This is a genomic window from Streptomyces sp. G7(2002) (assembly GCF_028870195.1).
GTDB lineage: Bacteria > Actinomycetota > Actinomycetes > Streptomycetales > Streptomycetaceae > Streptomyces > Streptomyces nigrescens.
The window spans coordinates 6,622,052-6,642,341 of sequence record NZ_CP102609.1; the positions used below are offsets into that span (position 1 = coordinate 6,622,052).

Genomic DNA, 20,290 nt, shown 5'->3' on the forward strand with positions numbered 1-20,290 from the left:
GGCTCAGACCTCCTCGCGCAGCAGACGCAGATAGCCGACCGAGAACAGCGCCCCCACCAGCAGCAACAGCAGCGCCACCGCGGTGCCGTAGCCGATCAGGGACTTCAGGAACGCCTGGTCGTACATGAACACCGGCAGCGTCTGGCTGCGGTTGCCCGGACCGCCCCGTGTCATCACCCAGATCAGCCCGAAGACGGAGAGCGTCTGGAGGGTGTTGAGCATCAGATTGGTGCCGATGGAGCGGCGGATCATCGGGAGCGTGATGTGCCACAGCCGGCGCAGCCCGCCCGCCCCGTCGACCTCGGCGGACTCGGTGACCTCCTGGGGGATCCCGGCCAGCGCCGCGGAGTAGATCAGCATCGAGAAGGCCGTGCCGCGCCAGACGTTGGCGAACGACACGGCCATGATGGGCAGCGTGAACAGCCAGTTCTGAGCGGGCAGTTGGAGCCACTCCAGCAGGGCGTTGAGGGTGCCGCGCCGCTCGAAGAAGGTGTAGAGCAAAAAGCCCGCGACGATCTCCGGGAGCACCCACGCGGTGATCACCATCGCACCGGTCAGGGACCGTACGGGCCGTGAGGCGCGGCGCATCAGACCGGCCAGCGCCAGGCCCAGGGTGTTCTGCCCGACGAGCGAGGAGAACACGGTGAACACCAGGGTCAGCACCACGGCGTTGCGGAACGCCGGATCGCCGAACGCCCGGCGGAAGTTGGCCAGTCCGACGAAGGACGCCGACTCCTGGCCGGTCAGCTGGGTGTCGGTGAAGGCGATGAGGACGCAGTAGCCGATCGGGCCGACGAGGAAGAGCAGCAGCAGGACGGTGGCCGGGACGAGCGGGGACCAGCGCAGCAGCCGGGTCCAAAAGCCGACCGACGGGGCACCGGGTGTCCGGGCGCGGGCCGCGGTCCGGGCCAGGACGCCGGTCATGGCTTGGCGACGGTCCGGCCGTCGACCAGGGACTTCAGCGTCGCGTCATAGTCCGCGGCCGCCTTGTCCGGCGAGGCGTCATCGGCGGTGACCGCCTCCATCGCCTCGCCGATCGCCGCGGCCACCCGGGGGTATTCGGGCAGCGCGGGCCGGTATTGGCTGATCTTGACCAGGCCGGTGAAGAAACCGATGCCGGGCACCGACTTCCGGTAGCGGGGGTCGGCCGCGACGTCCTTGCGCACCGCGATCTGCGCGCCCCGTACACACCATTCGAGGGCGTTCGGCCGTGACTGGAAGGTCTCGATCAACTTCCAGGCCAGATCGGGCTGCTGGGCCTTGCGCGGTACCGACCAGGTCCAGCCGCCGGCCAGGCTGACCCGGCCGGGCGGGGCGCCGTGCTGGGTGGGGAACGGCGCCTGCCCCAGCGTGGCCGACCACTCGGGCCAGGGGTTGCCGCCGCCCGTCTTCTGCCACTGCTGGCCCAGCCAGGAGCCGTCGAGATCGATGGCGAGCTTTCCCTCGGGCAGCAGCTCGGCGGCCACATTGGTCTGGATGTTGGGGCTGAGCGCATCGGAGACATCGGGCCCGAGCCGCTCCTTGTAGACCGTGTCGAGGAAGGCCAGGCTGTCCTTGAAGCCCTGGGTGCCGGTGACCCACTTCTTCGCGCCCGGGTCGTAGAGCTGATGCTCGCCGGTGCCGTACAGCAGCATCTCGAAGCCCTGCATCACGGCGGCCTCGCCCGCGCCCTTGCCGGTGAAGACATTCAGCGGGATGACGCCGGGGACCTTGCGCTTGATCGTCCGGGCCGCGGCCAGGACCTCGTCCCAGTCCTTGGGCCGCCAGTCGGCCGGCAGCCCCGCCTTCTTGAAGATCTTCCTGTTGAACCACAGCCCGCGGGTGTCCGTACCGTCCGGGACGCCGTAGGTCCTGCCGTCCTGCCCCTTGGCCGCGGCCTTCGCGGCCGGCTCGAACTGCCGCCAGGCGTCCCAGGTGCGGAGGTGGTCGTCCAGCGGCCGCAACAGCCCGGCGGTGATGTCGGAGTTGACCAGGAAGGTGTCCTCGTAGACCAGGTCCGGTGCGGTCCGCGGGGAGCGCATCATCTGCTGGATCTTGGTGTAGTAGTCGTTCTCGGACGCCTGGATCGGGATGAGCCGGACCTTCTTGCCGGGGTGGTCCTTCTCGAACTGCCGCGCCACCAGCCGGACGTAGTCGTCCCGCACGGTGACCCTGCTGTTGGTGTCCTTGATGAAGGCGACCTTGACGGTGCCGGGGTCGCTCCCGGACCCGCCGCCGCAGGCGGTGAGCGTGCCGGCGGCCACGACGGTGGCGGTGAGAAGCATCAGCGGGGCGATGGGGCGCACGGCACGACCTCCAACTAACCACGGTGTCCTGCCCGCTGAAAGTAAGTCACCGGTCACAGTGGGTCAATGGCCCGACCAGCGATAGCGCAATTCGGGGCGCCCGACCTGGCCGTACTGGGGGGCGCGGGCGGCCCGGCCGCTCTCCACGAGATGTTCGAGATAACGGCGGGCGGTGATCCGTGAGATGCCCACGTCGGCCGCCGCCTCGGTCGCCGTCAGCCCGCTCCCGGCCGCCCGCAGCACCGTGGTCACCGCCTGGAGGGTGGCCGCGGTCAGCCCCTTGGGCAGCGCGGCCGGACGCGGCGCGCGCAGGGCGGCGATCGCCCGGTCCACCTCGTCCTGCCCGCTGGCCTCGCCGGTGGCGGCCCGGAACTCCGCATAGCGGGTGAGCCGGTCGCGGAGGGTGGCGAAGGTGAACGGCTTCAGGACGTACTGCACCACACCGAGCGAGACGCCCTCGCGCACCATCGTCAGATCCCGCGCCGAGGTGACCGCGATGATGTCGGCGGTGTGCCCGGCCGCCCGCAGCGTACGCACCAGCTGCAGCCCGTGGCCGTCGGGCAGGTAGAGGTCGAGCAGCAGCAGATCGACGGCGTGCTGTTCGAGATGGCGGCGGGCGTCGGCGCCGGAGTGCACGGTGCCGGAGACGCTGAAGCCGGGCACCCGCCCGACGTACAGGGCGTGGGCGTCGGCCGCGACCGGGTCGTCCTCGACGACGAGGACCCGGATGTCGGAGGGGGTCACCGCTTCCATCCTCTCCCCGCGGGACGGCCCGCGCAGGGCGGCACCCCGCTCATCTCGCGGCCCCCGTCCGCAGCGGCAGCCGCACGGTGAACCGCGCGCCGCCCTCCGGTGCCCGGTCCAGCGTGACGGTGCCGCCGTTGCGGCGTACCGCCTGCTGGACCAGGGCCAGGCCCAGACCGCGGCCCCGGGCGGGCGCGCCGGTGCCCGGCTTGGTGGTCCAGCCCCGTCGGAAGATCTCCTCGGCGGCGTCCGCGGCCACCCCCGGCCCGTTGTCCGCCACCCGCAGCAGCAGCTCGCCGTCGGCCACCCGTGCGGTGACCTGCACCCGAGGCGGCTCGGTGGCGCCGTGCTCCTGGGTCGGCGCGGCGGCGTCGATGGCGTTGTCGAGGAGGTTGCCCAGAACCGTCACCAGATCGCGGGCCGGCAGACCGGGCGGCAGCAGCCCGTCGTCGATCCGGCTGTCGGGCGTGAGGATCAGGGCGACACCACGCTCGTTGGCCTGGGCCGCCTTGCCGAGCAGCAGCGCGGCGAGCACCGGCTCGGCGACCGCGCCGACGACCTGGTCGGTGAGCGCCTGCGCCAGCTCCAGCTCCGTGGTGGCGAACTCCACGGCCTCCTCGGCCCGCCCCAGCTCGATCAGCGAGACCACGGCGTGCAGCCGGTTGGCGGCCTCGTGGGCCTGTGAGCGCAGCGCCTCGGTGAAACCGCGTACCGAGTCCAACTCCCCGGAGAGCGCCTGGAGTTCGGTGTGATCGCGGAGGGTGACGACGCTGCCGCGCCGCTCACCGCCGGAGACCGGTGCGGAGTTGACCACCAGGACCCGCTCGCTGGTCAGCTGCAGTTCGTCGACCCGCGGGCCGGGCGCCAGCAGTGTCTCGGTCAGCGGTTCCGGCAGACCCAGCTCCGTGACGCGTCGGCCCACCGCGTCGTCGGACAGCCCCAGCAGCTCCCGCCCGCCGTCGTTGATCAGGGCGACCCTGCGCTGCCCGTCGAGCATCAACAGCCCCTCGCGCACGGCGTGCAGCGCGGCCTGGTGGTAGTCGTGCATCCGGCTGAGCTCCTGGGCGTTCATCCCGTGGGTGTGCCGCCGCAGCCGGGCGTTGATGACGTACGTCCCCAGGCCGCCGAGCGCCAGCGCCGCGGCGGCCACGCCCACCAGCGCGAGCACCTGGTCACGCAGCTGCGCACTGATCGTCTTGATGGTGATCCCGGAGCTGACCAGCGCCGTGATCCGGCCGCCGTGCCCGGGGTCCCGGACCGGCGCCACGACCCGTACGGACGGCCCGAGCACCCCCAGATGCGTCTCAGGGAAGATCTCGCCGCGCAGCGCCGGGCCGATGTGCCCGAAGTACTTCTTGCCGATCGCGGAGGGCTCGGGGTGCGTCCAGCGGATGCCCTTCGGCGACATGATCACCACGAAGTCGACCCCGGCGTCGCGCCGCAGCCGTTCGCTGTACGGCTGGAGCGCGGCCGTCGGGTCCTTGCTGCGGGCCGCCGCCACGACCGCCGGGGAGTCGGCGACGGCGGTGGCCGCCGCGGTCGCCTGCCGCCGCGCGGTCTCCTCCGCCTGCCGGCCGGCGCTGACGTAAGCGAAGACGGCGCAGCCCATCACGACCACCGCGACCAGCACGACCTGCATCGCGAAGAGCTGCCCGGCGAGGCTGCGGGGGCCGCGCAGCCGACGGGGAGGCCGGGGTCGGGGGAGTCGCATGCAGAACAGTCTGCACGGTTACCGAAGAACCGTCTGCACGGTCACTTTTACGTGAACGAAATGTACGTAAGGGTGACGGGCGCCACAGCGACGTGCATAGTCGCCGGGACTTGTTGTGTGACAGAGCCGCAGATCAGCGCACAGCCGTAGACCGAGGAGGCAGCCGTGGCTGCACAGACCCCGCCGCGTGGGGGCACCACCGAGGAGACCGCGCCGGTGAAGCGGGACCGGACCCACTACCTCTACATCGCCGTGATCGGGGCGGTGCTGCTCGGCATCATCGTGGGCTTCGCCGCCCCCGGTGTCGCCGTCCAGCTCAAGCCGCTCGGCACCGGGTTCGTGAACCTGATCAAGATGATGATCTCGCCGGTCATCTTCTGCACCATCGTGCTGGGCGTCGGCTCGGTGCGGAAGGCCGCCAAGGTCGGCGCGGTCGGCGGACTGGCCCTCGGCTACTTCATGGTGATGTCCACCGTCGCACTGGCCATCGGCCTGGTCGTCGGCAATCTGCTGGACCCCGGCTCCGGCCTCCATCTGACCGAGACCGTCAAGCACGCCGGGCACGCCCAGACCGAGGGCGGCGGGGAGTCGCTGCCCGAGTTCCTGCTGGGCATGATCCCCACCACGCTGGTCTCCGCCTTCACCCAGGGTGAGGTGCTCCAGACGCTGCTGGTGGCGCTGCTGGTCGGCTTCGGCCTGCAGGCGCTGGGCTCGGCGGGCGAGCCGGTGCTGCGCGGTGTCGGACACATCCAGAAGCTGGTCTTCCGGGTCCTGGCCATGATCATGTGGGCGGCGCCGGTGGGTGCCTTCGGCGCCATCGCTGCGGTGGTCGGCGAGACCGGCCTGGACGCGCTGAAGTCGCTGGCCGTCATCATGGTCGGCTTCTACATCACCTGTCTGCTGTTCGTGATCGTGGTGCTCGGCGCGCTGCTCCGGCTGGTCGCCGGTGTCAACATCTTCCTGCTGCTGAAGTACCTCGGCCGGGAATTCCTGCTGATCCTCTCCACCTCGTCCTCGGAGTCGGCGCTGCCGCGGCTGATCGCGAAGATGGAGCACCTGGGCGTCAGCAAGCCGGTGGTCGGCATCACCGTCCCCACCGGCTACAGCTTCAACCTCGACGGCACCGCCATCTACCTGACGATGTCCTCGCTGTTCGTGGCCGAGGCGATGGGCAAGCCGCTCCCGCTCGGCCAGCAGATCTCGCTGCTGGTGTTCATGGTCATCGCGTCGAAGGGGGCGGCCGGGGTCACCGGCGCGGGCCTGGCGACGCTGGCCGGCGGACTGCAGTCGCACCGCCCCGAACTGGTCGACGGCGTCGGCCTGATCGTCGGCATCGACCGCTTCATGAGCGAGGCGCGCGCCCTGACCAACTTCGCCGGCAACGCGGTGGCCACCGTGCTGATCGGCACCTGGACCAAGGAGATCGACAAGGCCCGGGCGGCGGACGTGCTCGCCGGACAGGTGCCGTTCGACGAGAAGACGCTGGTGGACGACGCGCCCGCCGAGCCGGTCGCCGCGGAGGTCGTCGCGCCGCGGGACGGCGGGCTGGAGAAGACGTCCGCCAAGGTCTGACCCAGGCCCAAGGAGGGGAGAAGGGGCGGGTGCCGCAGAAGGCGCCCGCCCCTTCGGCGTGACCGTGCGGCGGGCGACCGCGCGACCGCCGACAACCATCGGCCGTGAGGCGGTCAGGACGGTCGTAGCCAGAGGGTCGCCAGCGGGGGGAGGACGAGGGAGACGGATGCGGTGCGGCCGTTCCAGGGGGTCGGTTCGGTCGTGAGGACGCCGGGGTTGCCGACGCCGCTGCCGCCGTAGCGCGGGTCGTCGGTGTTGAGGACCTCGCGCCAGGCGGGGAGGTGGTCGGGGACGCCGAGCCGGTAGGCATGGCGGACGACGGGGGAGAAGTTGGTGACCGAGAGCAGCGGGGAGCCGTCGGCGGCGAAGCGCAGGAAGGGGAAGACATTGTCCTCGCCCGCCTCGCCGTCGATCCAGGAGAAACCGGCCGGATCGGTGTCGCGTTCCCACAGCGCGGGCGTGGCGGCGTACCGGCGGTTCAGCTCGCGCACGAGATCGCGTACGCCCCGGTGGTCCGCCTCCGCCCCGTACGAGGGATCGAGCAGCCACCAGTCCGGTCCATGGCTCTCCGCCCACTCCGCGCCCTGGGCGAACTCCTGCCCCATGAAGAGGAGTTGCTTGCCGGGGTGGGCCCACATGAAGCCGAGGTAGGCCCGGTGGTTCGCCCGCTGCTGCCACCAGTCACCGGGCATCTTCGACACCAGCGCGCGCTTGCCGTGCACCACCTCGTCATGGGAGATCGGCAGCACATAGTTCTCGGAGTAGGCGTAGATCATGGAGAAGGTCATCTCGCCGTGGTGGTACTTCCGGTGCACCGGCTCCTTGGAGACATAGCCGAGGGAGTCATGCATCCAGCCCATGTTCCACTTCAGGCCGAAGCCCAGACCGCCGAAGCCGCCGGGCCCCACATGGTGCGTGGCGCGGGTGACGCCGTCCCAGGCCGTGGACTCCTCGGCGATGGTGACGACGCCGGGGCAGCGGCGGTAGACCGTCGCATTCATCTCCTGGAGGAAGGCGACCGCGTCGAGGTTCTCCCGGCCGCCGTGGACGTTCGGGGTCCAGCCGCCGTCCTCGCGGGAGTAGTCGAGATAGAGCATCGAGGCGACGGCGTCCACCCGGAGACCGTCGATGTGGAACTCCTCGCACCAGTAGACCGCGTTGGCGACCAGGAAGTTACGGACCTCGGTGCGGCCGTAGTCGAACTCCAGGGTGCCCCAGTCCGGGTGCGCGGCCCGGGCCGGATCCTGGGGCTCGTAGAGCGGGCGGCCGTCGAACTCCGCCAGCGCCCAGTCGTCGCGCGGGAAGTGCGCCGGCACCCAGTCCATCAGCACCCCGATGCCGGCCCGGTGCAGCGCGTCGATCAGGAACCTGAGGTCGTCCGGGGTGCCCATCCTGGCGGTGGGCGCGTAGAACCCGGTCACCTGATAGCCCCAGGAGCCGCCGAACGGGTGCTCGGAGACCGGCATGAACTCGACGTGGGTGAAGCCCAGGTCCTTGACGTAGGCGGGGAGCTGATCGGCCAGCTGACGGTAGGTGAGGCCGGGGCGCCAGGAGGGGAGGTGCACCTCGTAGACGGAGAACGGGGCCTCGTGCACGGGGCGCGCGCCGCGCCGGGCCATCCAGTCGGCGTCCATCCAGCGGTAGTGCGACGCCTCCACGACCGAGGCGGTGTCCGGCGGGCACTCGGTCCGCCGGGCCATCGGGTCGGCACGTAGGGTCCGTGAGCCGTCCGGCCGGGTGATCTCGAACTTGTACAGCTCGCCCTCGCCGAGGCCCGGGAGGAAGAGCTCCCAGACACCGGACGAGCCCAGCGAGCGCATCGGGAAGCCGGTGCCGTCCCAGTAGTTGACGTTGCCGACGACCCGCACGCCCTGCGCGTTGGGCGCCCAGACCGTGAAGCGGGTGCCGGTCACGCCCTGGTGCTCCATGATCCGCGCGCCGAGCGCCTGCCACAGCTGCTCGTGCCGGCCCTCGCCGAACAGATGCAGATCCAGCTCGCCGAGCGCGGGCAGGAAGCGGTAGGGGTCCTGCACGGTCACGGTGTGGTTGCCGTAGTCGACCAGCAGCTCGTAGTCCGGGACGGTGCGCAGCGGCAGCACCCCGGCGAACAGCCCGTCCCCCTCGGCGGGCAGATCGGCGCGCAGCCCCTTCGCCAGGACGGTGACGCCCTTCGCATACGGCCGCAGGACCCGGATGAGCAGCCCGCCGCGTACGGGGTGGGCGCCGAGCAGGCCGTGCGGATCGTGATGGGCACCGCCCAGCAGCCGGCCGCGGTCCTCGTCGGAGAGCGGTGTGGCGGCCCGGACCCCGTGGCTGCCGTTCGGCCGCTCCGTGCGGGGCGGGTCCGCGGGCCCGGCGGTCCGGCCGGGCGGTGCGGCCGTGTCCCGGAGGCCGGGCGGCCGGGCGGCGAAGGTGGCACCGGCGGTGCTCCGGCCCGTCGGCGCGGTGCCGGAGGCCGGCGGCCGGGGCGTGGCCGCGTGGCCGGACCGCCCCGCCGCGCGGTCGTCGGCCGCGCCCCGGGCGGGCGCGGTGCCGGGAGCGGTGGGGCGGGGCGGCGGGGAGCCGGAGGGGGATGACGGAGTCGTTCCGGCCGGGGTGTGGGGTGACGGGGAGCCGGAAGGGGATGGCGGAGCCATTCCGGCCGGGGTATTCGCGGGTGACGGGCGGGCGGTCACGAGAGGGCCTCCTCGGGGCGGGGCATCGGTCGGAGCTCAGGGGCGGGCGGTGGTGCGGCGGTTCGGCCCAGGCCCCTCACCCCCGGCCGTCGGGCCCGGCGGACCGGGTCGGGCCGGTCCCGTCCAGTCCCACGGCCCGCTCCCCGCCCGCCGCCAGGCGCCGGATGGCGGCCATCGGGACGGCCAGCCAGTCGGGCCGGTGCCGGGCCTCGTAGAGCACTTCATAGACGGCCTTGTCGGTCTCATAGGCGCGCATCAGTTCGGGTGCGGAGCGCGGATCGAGCCCGCCGGCCTCCGCATATCCCAGGCAGTAGGCGTCGCGGGTGCGCCGCGCCCACTCCAGCGACCAGGGGTCGCCGCCCGCCGGTCCGCTGCGCGCGGCGTAGTCGAAGGAGCGCAGCATCGCCGCGACATCGCGCACCGCGGGCTGCGGCCGGCGCCGCTCGGCCAGCGGGCGGGCCGGTTCGCCCTCGAAGTCGATCAGCGACCAGCGGCCCTCGTCGGCGGAGCGCAGCGTCTGGCCCAGGTGCAGATCGCCGTGGATGCGCTGGGCGGCCCAGCTGCGGCCGTCGTGGCCGACCGCGGCCAGCGCGTCGAAGGCGGTACGCAGCCGGGCTCGGTAGGGCTGCAGCACGGGCACGGCGCGGGCGGTGGCCGCCAGCCGCTCGTTCATCTGGGCGGCGATCACCTCCAGCTGCGGGCGGCGCAGCTCGGTGGTCGGCAGCGTCTGGGCGAGCGCGGTGTGCACCTCGGCGGTGGCATGGCCGAGTGCCCGCGCCGAGCCGGTGAAGTCGGCGCGTACGGCCAGTGCGTTCAGCGCCAGCTTCCAGCCGTCCGCCGAGCCCGGCAGGAAGGGCTGCAGCACGCCCAGTGTCGTCGGCTCGCCGTCCTCGTCGGCGGCCGCCGACTCGAACCATGCCGCGGGCGCGGGCACCCGCGCGCACTTGGCGTCCGCGAGCGCCCGCGGCAGTTCCAGGTCCGGGTTGATGCCCGGCTCGATCCGCCGGAAGACCTTCAGGATGAAGGAATCGCCGTAGACGATCGAGGAGTTGGACTGCTCGACGGCGATCGGCCGGCCCGGCAGCCCGGAGGGGATGTCGGCATCGGGCTCACGGCAGAAGCGCAGCGCGCCGAGCCGGCCAGGGACCCGCAGCCGCTCCAGCAGCAGCCCGCAGAGCCGGCTGTCGAGGAGCGCGTCATAGACGGTGCGGCCGCGCAGTGGGCCCCCGCCGGGGCGTCCGATCACCGCGGGCGCCAGCTGGGGCGGCGGCGCCGGATGCACCCCCAGCAGGAGCTGGTAGCAGTCGCCGCCGGACGGCGTACGGCTCGGTGGTGCGCTCTGCTGGGCGCGGACGAGCAGTTGCAGCAGGCCCGGTGCGGTGCCGTCGCCCGTGCACGGCAGCAGCTCGGTCGCCGAGAGCAGCGTGAAGCCGGTGATCAGCCGTCCCTTGCCGGCGAACCAGCGCTGGCGTGGCACCCAGTCGGCGAGCAGGGGAGCCAGCGAGGACAGCAGATCGGGGGCGGAGACGAGCGGGCGTCGATCAGGGGTGTTTCGGGTGGCACGGGTCGAGGCGGTGTCCGACATGGCGTCGCGTCCTTTCCCCGGGCACACGACATATAGGGCAAAGTGTCCCGGAATGCGGCCTTGACTGTGCGGCGGCGCGGTGGGGGTACCCCCAGACGGAGTCCGGGGACCCTCGGGCGGGATCGTCCGTACGGCAGCGGTCTTCCGGCGTGCGCTGCTCCGCTGCGCGGCGGTCCCCTCCCGGCCCGGGGGTCGACGGGGCTCACCCGGCCCGTGCGGTAGTAGGGAGACTGCCCGAGCGAAAGGTCAAAAAACGCCCGTACGCGCCATGTGGCCGCGTACGGGCGTCGTCCCGGCGCCCGTGCCGGTCAGGGCACCGGCTAACCCGCGTTTCTGCGCAGCCGGAACCAGTAGAACCCGTGGCCCGCGAGGGTCAGCAGATACGGCAGCTCCCCGATGGCCGGGAAGCGCACCCCGCCGATGAGTTCCACCGGATGGCGGCCGCTGAACGACCGCAGGTCCAGCTCCGTGGGCTGGGCGAAGCGCGAGAAGTTGTGCACGCACAGCACCAGGTCGTCGTCCGCGCCGCCGGTGCCCGGCGCCTCCCGCAGGAAGGCCAGCACCGCCGGATTCGTGGAGGACAGCTCGGTATAGCTGCCGAGCCCGAACGCCGGATTCTGCTTACGGATCTCGATCATCCGCCGGGTCCAGTGCAGCAGCGAGGAGGGCGAACTCATCGCGGCCTCGACATTGGTGACCTGGTAGCCGTAGACGGGATCCATGATGGTCGGCAGGAAGAGCCGGCCCGGGTCGCAGGAGGAGAAGCCGGCGTTGCGGTCCGGCGTCCACTGCATCGGGGTGCGCACCGCGTCGCGGTCGCCGAGCCAGATGTTGTCGCCCATGCCGATCTCGTCGCCGTAATAGAGAATCGGCGAACCCGGCAGGGACAGCAGCAGGGCCGTGAAGAGCTCGATCTGATTGCGGTCGTTGTCGAGCAGCGGGGCCAGTCGCCGGCGGATACCGATATTGGCGCGCATCCGCGGGTCCTTGGCGTACTCCGCGTACATGTAGTCGCGCTCTTCGTCCGTGACCATTTCGAGGGTCAGCTCGTCGTGGTTGCGCAGGAAGATGCCCCACTGGCAGCCGGACGGAATCGCCGGGGTCTTGGCGAGGATTTCCGACACCGGATAGCGCGATTCGCGCCGTACCGCCATGAAGATGCGCGGCATGACCGGGAAGTGGAAGGCCATATGGCATTCGTCGCCGCCGACGCCGTAATCACCGAAGTAGTCGACGACGTCCTCGGGCCATTGATTGGCCTCGGCCAGCAGCACGGTGTCCGGGTAATGTGCGTCGATCTCGGCGCGGACCCGCTTGAGGAAGCCGTGCGAGGCGGGCAGATTCTCGCAGTTGGTGCCCTCCTCGGCGTAGAGGTACGGCACCGCGTCCAGCCGGAAACCGTCGATCCCCAGGTCGAGCCAGAAGCGCAGGGCGGAGATCATCTCCTCCTGGACCGCCGGGTTCTCATAGTTGAGGTCCGGCTGGTGGGAGAAGAAGCGGTGCCAGTAGTACTGCTTGCGGACCGGGTCGAAGGTCCAGTTGGAGGCCTCGGTGTCGACGAAGATGATGCGCGCGTCGGCATACTGTTTGTCGTCGTCGGCCCAGACGTAATAGTCGCCGTACGGCCCTTCGGGGTCGGTGCGTGACTCCTGGAACCACGGGTGCTGGTCGCTGGTGTGGTTCATCACCATGTCGATGATGACCCGCATACCGCGGTGGTGCGCGGCGTCCACGAATTCTACGAAGTCGGCCAGATCGCCGAATTCGGGGAGCACCGCGGTGTAGTCGGCGACATCGTAACCGCCGTCCCGCAGCGGGGATTTGAAGAACGGCGGCAGCCAGAGGCAGTCCACCCCCAGCCATTGCAGATAGTCGAGCTTGGCCGTGATGCCCTTGAGGTCGCCGATTCCGTCGCCATTGCTGTCCTGGAAGGAGCGCACCAGGACTTCGTAGAAAACGGCCCGTTTGAACCAGTCGGGATCGCGGTCCTTCGCCGGGGTGTCCTCGAACGTGTCGGGGACAGGCTCATTGACGATCAATTGGGTGACCCTCCGATCGGTGAGGACGGTCGCAGCGACAGCACATGGGCGGGCGCGAGCGAGCGGCCCGGCTCCAGGCGCACATAGTTGTCCCTGCCCCAGTGGTAGGTATCGCCGGTGAGCTCGTCGCGCACCGGGAAGGACTCGTGCCGGCCGAGGCCGAGTTCCGGCATGTCCAACGACACCGTCGCCTCGTGGGTGTGGTGCGGGTCGAGGTTGACCACCGTGAGCACCGTGTCGGCCCGGTCGCCGTGCCCCTCGCGCTTGGAGTAGGCGATGACGGCCTCGTTGTCGACGTGGTGGAACTGCAGATTGCGCAGCTGCTGCAGGGCAGGGTGCCGGCGGCGGATGCGGTTCAGCGCGGTGATCAGGGGGGCGATGGTGCGCCCCTCCCTGGCCGCCGCATCCCAGTCGCGCGGCCTGAGTTGGTACTTCTCCGAGTCGAGGTACTCCTCGCTGCCGCGGCGTACCGGCACCGACTCGCAGAGCTCATATCCGGCGTAGACCCCCCAGGTGGGGGCGAGGGTGGCGGCCAGTACGGCGCGTACCTCGAAGGCGGGGCGGCCGCCCTCCTGGAGGTAGGCGTGCAGGATGTCCGGGGTGTTCACAAAGAAATTCGGCCGCAGATAGGAGGCGCCCTCGCCGGTCAGCTCGGTGAGGTAGTCGGTCAGCTCCTCCTTGGTGTTGCGCCAGGTGAAGTAGGTGTACGACTGGTGGAAGCCGATCCGGGCGAGGGTGTGCAGCATGGCGGGGCGGGTGAACGCCTCGGCGAGGAAGAGCACGTCCGGATCGGTGCGGTTGATCTCGCCGATCACCTTCTCCCAGAAGGCCACCGGCTTGGTGTGGGGATTGTCCACCCGGAAGATCCGTACGCCCTTGGCCATCCAGAAGCGCAGCAGGCGTTCGGTCTCGCGGACCAGCCCGCGGAAGTCGGTGTCGAAGGCGAGGGGGTAGATGTCCTGGTACTTCTTCGGCGGGTTCTCGGCGTAGGCGATCGAGCCGTCCGCGCGGTGGTGGAACCACTGGGGGTGCAGCGTGACCCAGGGGTGGTCCGGGGAGCACTGCAGCGCGAAGTCCAGGGCCACCTCCATCCGCAGGTCGCGGGCGGTGCGGACGAAGTGCTCGAAGTCGTCGAAGGTGCCCAGGTCCGGATGGAGGGCGTCATGGCCGCCGGCCGGTGAGCCGATGGCCCAGGGGGAGCCGACGTCGTCCGGGCCGGCCGACAGCGCATTGTTGGGGCCCTTGCGGAAGGCGGTGCCGATGGGGTGCACGGGCGGGAGATAGACCACGTCGAAGCCCATGGCGGCGACGGCCGGCAGCCGCTCGGCGGCGGTGCGCAGGGTGCCGCTGACGGCCGTGCCGTCCGGGGTGACGGCGGCGCCCTCGGAGCGCGGGAAGAGCTCGTACCACGACCCGTACAGGGCCCGCCGGCGCTCGACGACCAGCGGCATCGGGCGCGAGACGGTGAGCAGTTCGCGCAGCGGATGGCGCGCCAGCGCCTCGGTGACCTGGGGGGAGAGCGCGGCGGCCAGCCGGGTCGCGGCGGGCAGCCCGGCGTTGCGCAGCGCGTCCACGGCGGCGAGCACCGCCTCGCGCCCGTCGCTCTTGGGGACCTCCGCGGCCGCCCGCTCATGGAGCTCGGCGCCCTCGGCGAGCATCAGCTCGGTGTCGATCCCCGCAGGGATCTTGATGGCGGCATGCCGCCGCCAGGTGGTGACCGGATCGGACCAGGCCTCGACGGTGAACGTCCAGCGGCCCTCGATGGCGGGGGTGACCTCGGCGCTCCACCGGTCGGAGCCGGGTGCCCGCTCCTGCATCGGTGTCCAGGGGCCGCAGCGGCCCGCCGGGTTGCGCAGCACCACATTCGCCGCGACGGCGTCATGCCCTTCACGGAAGACGGTGGCCGAGACCTCGAAGGTCTCACCCACCACGGCCTTCGCCGGGCGGCGGCCGCAATCGATCTGCGGGCGGATGTCCAGAACAGGAATGCGACCGATCATGGGCTCACCTGGGCTTGTGATGCTTTGCGGGGTTTTGTCCTTTGTATCCGCTCCGCAGCGGGCGGACCGGGTGCGGGCATGGGCGCTCCTGTCCGCTTTCACTCGGCTGGCGGATGGCACGGCGGGGCGGGTCGGTGCTCCCCCGGTCTCCGGTCGGTGGTTCCCCCGATGATCCTGTGCAGGTGTGCGGTGCGGGTGACGGGTGTACCCGAGAACCTCTCCCGCGGGTGACGGCCGGGAAATCGGGCGGAAGGCTGCCCACCGGTCCGTCATCCCGGTTCCGCCGCGGCCCGGCGGACGACTTCCCGCCCCCGCGCGGGCGACTGCGGCGCTGCGCTGACACGGTCGGCGTTCGCCTCCTCAACTCGGTGTGATCACAGCGGAGTTGCGGTGTGCGGATGTCCGGTGCCGCGCCGGGGCCCATCGGCGCCACACCGCAGCCTCTCTCCAGGAGGTGGTCCGTACAAGAGCGCATGAGGGGGTGGAATCGGCCATATCGGCGGACGCCTCGGTAGGGAGGGTCTCGGGTGGCGTGGAAACGCTCAACTGCCCTGAATATCGGCTCAGTTGATGATGTCGTCTGCGGATTCGGCCTCGGAGGGGGCCGGTCCGGGCGAGTGGGTACGGCATGGCGGCCGGTGGCCGTGGGGAGGGGACGGGCATGGACGACGTGCATGTGACGCAATGGGACGGGACGGCGGGACGGGGGCCGCGGGCCGTGTTCGCCCACGGGATTCTGACCTGGGGCGACGACGAGCGCTATGGCTTCGCGGCGCAACGTCCGCTCGCCGACCGCTACCGCCTGCTGCTGATGGACCGCCGGGGCTACGGCCGCAGCCCCGATATCGCCCACAGCGACTACGAGGCGGACGCCGACGACCTCATCCGGCTGCTGGGCGACGGCGGCCATCTGGTCGGGCATGCGTACGGCGGGGTGAGCGCGCTGGTCGCCGCCGCGCGCCGGCCCGATCTGGTGCGCTCGCTCACCCTCATCCAGCCCGGCGCCTTACGGCCCGCGGCCGGCCACCCGGTGGTCGCGGCAGCACTGGAGCGGGCCCGTAAGGCCACCACACAGCTGCCCGAGGACTACCCGCCGGAGGAATTCCTGCGTGCCTCCACCGAGGCGCTCGGCATGCCCGCGCCGGAGCCCACCCCGCAGCGGCTGCGGGCCGCCGCCTCGTCGATGGCCGAACGCCCCTGCTGGGACGCCGAGATCCCGCTGGAGCCGCTGGCGGCCGCGCCCTGGCCGAAACTGCTGATCTCCGGGGACTGGGCGGGCGCGCCCCCGCTCTACAAGGAGTACGCGGGCGAACCGCTGATCGCCTGCGCGGAGTTCCTCGCCGAGGCGATCGGCGCCGGCCATCTCGTGGTGCCCGGGTACTACCCGCACACCCAGCGGCCGGCGGAGGTCAACGCGGCGCTGCGGGAGCTGTGGGGCCGGGGGGACGGCCTGCGGGACGGCACGGCCCAGGGTCCGGCCGGTGGGCGGGCCGACGCCGGCCCGCCGGACACCCCCTAGCGGTCCCGCCGGTGCACCACGCTCTTCTTGACCAGCCGGTCGCCGTCGGTGAAGCAGAGCTCGTAGGCGGTGTCGGAGCCGGGGCGGACGCTGTAGTACTCACAGGTCCAGCCGTGCGGGGGCGGCGGGGTGCCGTCCGGTGGGGCGTCCAGTGCGAAGAACGGCAGCAGGGAATCCATCCGGGAGCGGTCGGCGCCGAGGCGGAGCGCGTCGTAGTGCTCCCGCTCCAGTACCGTCCAGGACGGGCTGACCAGGTGGAAGCTGCTGGTCAGCACCACCAGGGCCGCCAGCAGTGCCAGCGGGACGATCACCGTCTGCCGGAGCCTTCGCTGCACCTGCCGCTGGGCACGGTCCAACTCCCGTTCCGCAGCGGTGGGTTCGGGTCGCTCAAGAGGTTCTGCCGGGGCGCCGTCGGCCGTCGGCAGCCGCGCGGAGACCCTGAAGCCGCCCTCCGGGGCGGGGCCGGCCCGCAGCGTGCCGCCCGCCAGCCGCACCCGCTCGTCCAGGCCCACCAGCCCGCTGCCGCCGGAGACCGGATCGGCCGCCGGCCCGTCCGGCCGTGCGGTGTTGGCCACGGTGACCCGCACCTGCCCGGCGGCCCGTCCGATCCGCACCCGGACGGCCGCGCCGGGCGCGTGTTTGGCGGCATTGGTCAGCGACTCCTGGACGACACGGTGCAGGGCGTGTCCGGTCATGGCCGGAAGTGTCCTGGCCCCGGTGTCGTCCGCCTCCTCCAGAGTCACCGTCATCCCGGACGCCCGCGCCCGGTCCACCAGCCGCTCCACGCTCTCGTCGGCCGGTACCCGGGGCGCGCTCTCGTCATCCGTGCGCAGCACGCCGATGATCTCCCGCAGCCGTTCGGTCGCCGTCCCGGCGGCGGCCCGCAGCTCACCGGCCGCCGCCTGACGGTCCGCGTCCAGCCGCGGATCGACCTCCAGCGCCCCGGCCCGCAGGGCGATCAGGGCCAGGTCGTGGCCGAGGGAGTCATGCATGTCGCCGGCGATCCGGGCGCGTTCGCGCAGCCGGGTGCGGTCGGCGACGGCCTGCTGTTCGCGCTCCATCCGCTCGGCGAGCTGCCAGCCGGTACGGGCGAGTTCGGCGTACTGCCGGCGGTAGCGGCCCAGCAGCCACGGCAGCATCACATTGAGCAGCAGCGTCAGCAGCAGGGAGAACCACGGCCACACCGTGCGGCCCACGACCGCGGACAGCGGCAGCCCGCCGGCCGCCACCGCCGAGAAGAACCACAGCGCGGGGCGGGCCCGGGGCATCCGGATACCGGCCAGATAGCCGAACACGGCCAGCGCGGCGCAGTAGGCGACGGTGAACAGATCCAGCGAGATCACCAGGCTCGGCGCGATCGGCAGCGCCAGCGCCGTCAGCGGCCGGCGTCTGCGCAGCAGCACACAGACGCCGAGCAGCGGGAAGGCGGCCGCGGTGGCCCACAGATGCGTGTGGGCGAGGGAGCCGAAGGCGAGGGCCGGCGGACCGCACACCAGGAGCCAGAGCACCAGCCCGGGGGCCCGGGCGTACAACCGCCGGGCGTGCAACTGCCGGGCGTCCGGGCGCCTCCACGGCGTCATGACGCCGGGACCAGGCCCGCCTCGTGGGCGAGGATCGCCGCCTGGACGCGGTTCTTGAAGCCCAGCCGGGCGAGGATCGCGCTGACATACGCCTTGACGGTGCCCTCGACCAGGAACAGCCGCTGGGCGATCTCCGCGTTGGACAGCCCGGCGCCGACCAGCCCGAGCACCTCGCGCTCCCGCCCGGTCAGCTCGGCGACCCGGGCACGGGCGGCCACCCCGCGGCCCAACTGCCCGCCTCCCAGGTGGGAGATGACGCGCCGGGCGACGGACGGCGAGAGGCAGGCGCCGCCCTCGGCGACGGCACGGACCCCGGCGATCAGCTCCCGCGGATCGCCGGACTTGAGCAGGAAACCGGCCGCGCCCGAGGCGAGGGCGCCGGCGATGTACTCGTCCTCGGAGAACGTCGTCAGCATCACGACGGCGGTGGCGGGCAGTACCCTGGCCAGCTCCGCGGCGGCGCCCAGGCCGTCCAGGCGCGGCATGCGGATGTCCAGCAGACAGACATCGGGCCGGTGCCGGAGCGCCTGGTCGACCGTCTCGCGGCCGTCGGCGGCCTCCGCGACGACCTCGATATCGGGTGCCGCGCCGAGGATCGCGCGCACACCGGCCCGCATCAGCGTCTCGTCGTCGGCCAGCAGCACTGTCGTCTTGTGGTTCATCGGGACCCCCCCCACGCGCGCGAAGGCGGTGCCCGGAGGTTCTCCGGACACCGCCCGCTCCGGGGTTACGTTACCCCGGGACGATCAGCACGTTCCCGCACGTTGCGTCACTTGACGGCGACACCGGTCCAAGCGGCCTCGACGCCCTTGACCTCGGCGCTGCCGGCCTTGTACAGGTCGGTGGCGGCCTTGACGGTCGCCTCGCGCGCGGCCTTGTAGTCCGTGTTCGAGGTCATGTACTCGGTCAGGGCCTTGAACCAGATCTTCTCGGCCTTGTCCCGGCCGATGCCCTCGACCTTCTTGCCGTCCGCCGTCGGGCTGTCGTACTTGACGCCACCGATCTCCTTCGGGCCGCTGCCCTCGGACAGCAGGTAGAAGAAGTGGTTGGCGACACCCGAGGAGTAGTGCGGGTCGAGACCGCCGGTCTTGGAGTCCCAGTTGTCCTGCGACTGACCGTCCTTGGACGGCTTGTCCATGTAGCGCAGCGGGGTACCGTCACCGTTGATGTCGATCTTCTCGCCGATGAGGTAGTCGCCCGGGTCCTTCTCGCTCTTGGCGTAGAACTCGGCCGAGGTCCCGAAGATGTCCGAGGTGCCCTCGTTCAGGCCGCCGGACTCACCGCTGTAGGTGAGGTTGGCGGTGGCGGAGGTGACACCGTGCGACATCTCGTGCGCCGCGACGTCCAGCGCGGTCAGCGGGGCCTTGTCGCCCTCGCCGTCGCCGTACGTCATGCAGAAGCAGTCGTCGTCCCAGAAGGCGTTGACGTAGCTCTTGCCGTAGTGGACGCGGGAGAAGGCGCCCTTGCCGTCACCCTTGATGCCGTCGCGGCCGTGGACCTTCTTGTAGTAGTCCCAGGTCACGCCCGCACCGTAGTGGGCGTCAACGGCCGCGGTCTGCGGGTCGTCCGGCTTGCCGGTGCCCCACTTGTCGTCCTCGTCCGTGAAGGGCTTGCCGTCACCGGACTCGCCGTTCTCGAGGTTGGTGGTCTTGTGGCCACCGCGCTCCTTGTCGGTCAGCGTGAAGCCGTTGCCCTCCTTGGAGGTGCCCAGCTCGACACTGCCGCTGTACTCGCTCTCGCCCTTGCCGGTACGGATCTCGTCGTACTGGAACAGCTTCTTGCCGCTGTTGGCGTCGGTGATGACGTGCATCCGGCTGGGGGTGCCGTCCTTCTTGACGCCCTTGACGACGGTGTCGTAGGCGAGGACGGGGGTGCCGGAGGCGGCCCAGACGACCTTCTTGGGCGTCTGCGCGTCGGCCTTCTTCGCGCTGAGCGACTTCACCGCGGTGCCCTGCGCCGACTTCGCGGCGGCGGTCGGGGCGATCTTCGCCGTGGTGGAGGCCACCTTGACCGACTTCTCGGTCGACTTGGTGGTGTCCTTGATCGCGCCGCCCTTGGCGGTGTGCACGATCATGTCGCCGCCCAGCACCGGCAGGCCGGCGTAGGTGCGGTCGTAGCGGGTGTGCGTGGTGCCGTCGGCGTCCTTGATGACGTCCTTGACGAGCAGCTTCTCCTGTGCGCCCAGGCCCAGTTCCTTGGCGGTCTGCGCCTTGGTGGCGCTCGCGTCGCGCAGCAGTTCCGCACGGTGCGAGGCGGTGAGCTTGAGGGGCGAACCGTCCGGCGTGGGGGCCGAGGCGGGGGAGGCGCCGGCGGTACCTGCGGTGATGCCGGCGGCCAGGAGGGCCGCGGCGGCGATTGCGGTACCGGCGACACGGGTCTTACGGGATATGCGGGGGGTCACGCGTGCTCCTTCAACTTTGCCAAGTGGTGGGGGTGCAAAGCGATGCGGGTGTGACGTGCGTTCGGGAAGACTGCCATTCGAACGCGTGCATGTCAGGAGGGTGTTAACGGATTGGCTGAAAATTGTCCGTAGAGAGGTGATCGCCGTTCGCATAACGGAGCTGGGCGCCGCCCCCGGAT

The 20,290-nt window shown here is 71.4% G+C and carries 13 protein-coding genes; 2 read left to right on the plus strand and 11 right to left on the minus strand.

Annotated features, from left to right (window positions below):
- Positions 1-3: 3 nt before the first annotated feature.
- The 4 genes from NUT86_RS28335 to NUT86_RS28350 all read right to left on the minus strand — a co-directional run bounded on the left by NUT86_RS28335 (position 4) and on the right by NUT86_RS28350 (position 4,740).
- Positions 4-924 carry a carbohydrate ABC transporter permease gene (locus NUT86_RS28335; RefSeq protein WP_274738217.1) on the minus strand — a complete coding sequence of 307 codons (921 nt, stop codon included), beginning with the start codon at positions 922-924 and terminating at the stop codon, positions 4-6.
- Positions 921-2,285 (minus strand): extracellular solute-binding protein, encoded by a 1,365-nt coding sequence (locus NUT86_RS28340; RefSeq protein WP_274738219.1) that lies wholly within the window; start codon positions 2,283-2,285, stop codon positions 921-923. The genes NUT86_RS28335 and NUT86_RS28340 overlap by 4 nt, the downstream gene beginning before the upstream one ends.
- 63 nt (positions 2,286-2,348) lie before the next feature.
- The gene (locus NUT86_RS28345; RefSeq protein ID WP_078518472.1) at positions 2,349-3,038 is read right to left on the minus strand and encodes a response regulator; all 690 of its coding nucleotides are present in this window, start codon (positions 3,036-3,038) and stop codon (positions 2,349-2,351) included.
- A gap of 40 nt (positions 3,039-3,078) precedes the next feature.
- The gene (locus tag NUT86_RS28350) at positions 3,079-4,740 is read right to left on the minus strand and encodes a sensor histidine kinase (protein ID WP_274738222.1); all 1,662 of its coding nucleotides are present in this window, start codon (positions 4,738-4,740) and stop codon (positions 3,079-3,081) included.
- Positions 4,741-4,905: 165 nt separating this feature from the next.
- Here NUT86_RS28350 and NUT86_RS28355 point away from each other — a divergent pair, with 165 nt between their 5' ends.
- The gene (locus NUT86_RS28355) at positions 4,906-6,312 is read left to right on the plus strand and encodes a cation:dicarboxylate symporter family transporter (protein ID WP_159486111.1); all 1,407 of its coding nucleotides are present in this window, start codon (positions 4,906-4,908) and stop codon (positions 6,310-6,312) included.
- A 113-nt stretch (positions 6,313-6,425) separates the two neighbouring features.
- On the opposite strand, the gene glgB is transcribed toward NUT86_RS28355, so the two are convergent.
- The 4 genes from glgB to NUT86_RS28375 all read right to left on the minus strand — a co-directional run bounded on the left by glgB (position 6,426) and on the right by NUT86_RS28375 (position 14,611).
- Positions 6,426-8,948, minus strand: coding sequence for a 1,4-alpha-glucan branching enzyme (glgB, locus tag NUT86_RS28360; RefSeq protein WP_274738224.1), 2,523 nt, complete (start codon positions 8,946-8,948; stop codon positions 6,426-6,428).
- A gap of 115 nt (positions 8,949-9,063) precedes the next feature.
- Positions 9,064-10,572, minus strand: a complete 1,509-nt coding sequence (locus NUT86_RS28365; RefSeq protein ID WP_093647274.1) for a maltokinase N-terminal cap-like domain-containing protein — start codon at positions 10,570-10,572, stop codon at positions 9,064-9,066.
- Between the two features lie 320 nt (positions 10,573-10,892).
- On the minus strand, positions 10,893-12,611 hold the full coding sequence (treS, locus tag NUT86_RS28370; RefSeq protein ID WP_018087319.1) for a maltose alpha-D-glucosyltransferase: 1,719 nt from the start codon (positions 12,609-12,611) through the stop codon (positions 10,893-10,895).
- A complete protein-coding gene (locus NUT86_RS28375) occupies positions 12,608-14,611 on the minus strand; it encodes an alpha-1,4-glucan--maltose-1-phosphate maltosyltransferase (protein WP_109892648.1) in 2,004 nt (667 codons plus the stop codon). The genes treS and NUT86_RS28375 overlap by 4 nt, the downstream gene beginning before the upstream one ends.
- A gap of 661 nt (positions 14,612-15,272) precedes the next feature.
- Here NUT86_RS28375 and NUT86_RS28380 point away from each other — a divergent pair.
- Positions 15,273-16,130 (plus strand): alpha/beta fold hydrolase, encoded by an 858-nt coding sequence (locus NUT86_RS28380; RefSeq protein ID WP_274738228.1) that lies wholly within the window; start codon positions 15,273-15,275, stop codon positions 16,128-16,130.
- Here NUT86_RS28380 and NUT86_RS28385 read toward each other — a convergent pair.
- The 3 genes from NUT86_RS28385 to NUT86_RS28395 all read right to left on the minus strand — a co-directional run bounded on the left by NUT86_RS28385 (position 16,127) and on the right by NUT86_RS28395 (position 20,111).
- A complete protein-coding gene (locus NUT86_RS28385) occupies positions 16,127-17,710 on the minus strand; it encodes a sensor histidine kinase (RefSeq protein ID WP_274738230.1) in 1,584 nt (527 codons plus the stop codon). The two genes, NUT86_RS28380 and NUT86_RS28385, sit on opposite strands and share 4 nt — an antisense overlap.
- On the minus strand, positions 17,707-18,372 hold the full coding sequence (locus NUT86_RS28390) for a response regulator (protein ID WP_037740434.1): 666 nt from the start codon (positions 18,370-18,372) through the stop codon (positions 17,707-17,709). The genes NUT86_RS28385 and NUT86_RS28390 overlap by 4 nt, the downstream gene beginning before the upstream one ends.
- A gap of 107 nt (positions 18,373-18,479) precedes the next feature.
- On the minus strand, positions 18,480-20,111 hold the full coding sequence (locus NUT86_RS28395) for a M4 family metallopeptidase (protein ID WP_159486101.1): 1,632 nt from the start codon (positions 20,109-20,111) through the stop codon (positions 18,480-18,482).
- Positions 20,112-20,290 lie beyond the last annotated feature (179 nt).

Bases quoted from the DNA above. Each gene is read 5' to 3' on its own strand.
- NUT86_RS28390 (WP_037740434.1), bottom strand. From the start codon at position 18,372: ATGAACCACAAGACGACAGTGCTGCTGGCCGACGACGAGACGCTGATG.
- NUT86_RS28365 (WP_093647274.1), bottom strand. From the start codon at position 10,572: ATGTCGGACACCGCCTCGACCCGTGCCACCCGAAACACCCCTGATCGA.
- NUT86_RS28385 (WP_274738230.1), bottom strand. From the start codon at position 17,710: ATGACGCCGTGGAGGCGCCCGGACGCCCGGCAGTTGCACGCCCGGCGG.
- glgB (WP_274738224.1), bottom strand. From the start codon at position 8,948: ATGGCTCCGCCATCCCCTTCCGGCTCCCCGTCACCCCACACCCCGGCC.
- NUT86_RS28380 (WP_274738228.1), top strand. From the start codon at position 15,273: ATGGACGACGTGCATGTGACGCAATGGGACGGGACGGCGGGACGGGGG.
- NUT86_RS28375 (WP_109892648.1), bottom strand. From the start codon at position 14,611: ATGATCGGTCGCATTCCTGTTCTGGACATCCGCCCGCAGATCGATTGC.
- NUT86_RS28335 (WP_274738217.1), bottom strand. From the start codon at position 924: ATGACCGGCGTCCTGGCCCGGACCGCGGCCCGCGCCCGGACACCCGGT.
- NUT86_RS28345 (WP_078518472.1), bottom strand. From the start codon at position 3,038: ATGGAAGCGGTGACCCCCTCCGACATCCGGGTCCTCGTCGTCGAGGAC.
- NUT86_RS28350 (WP_274738222.1), bottom strand. From the start codon at position 4,740: ATGCGACTCCCCCGACCCCGGCCTCCCCGTCGGCTGCGCGGCCCCCGC.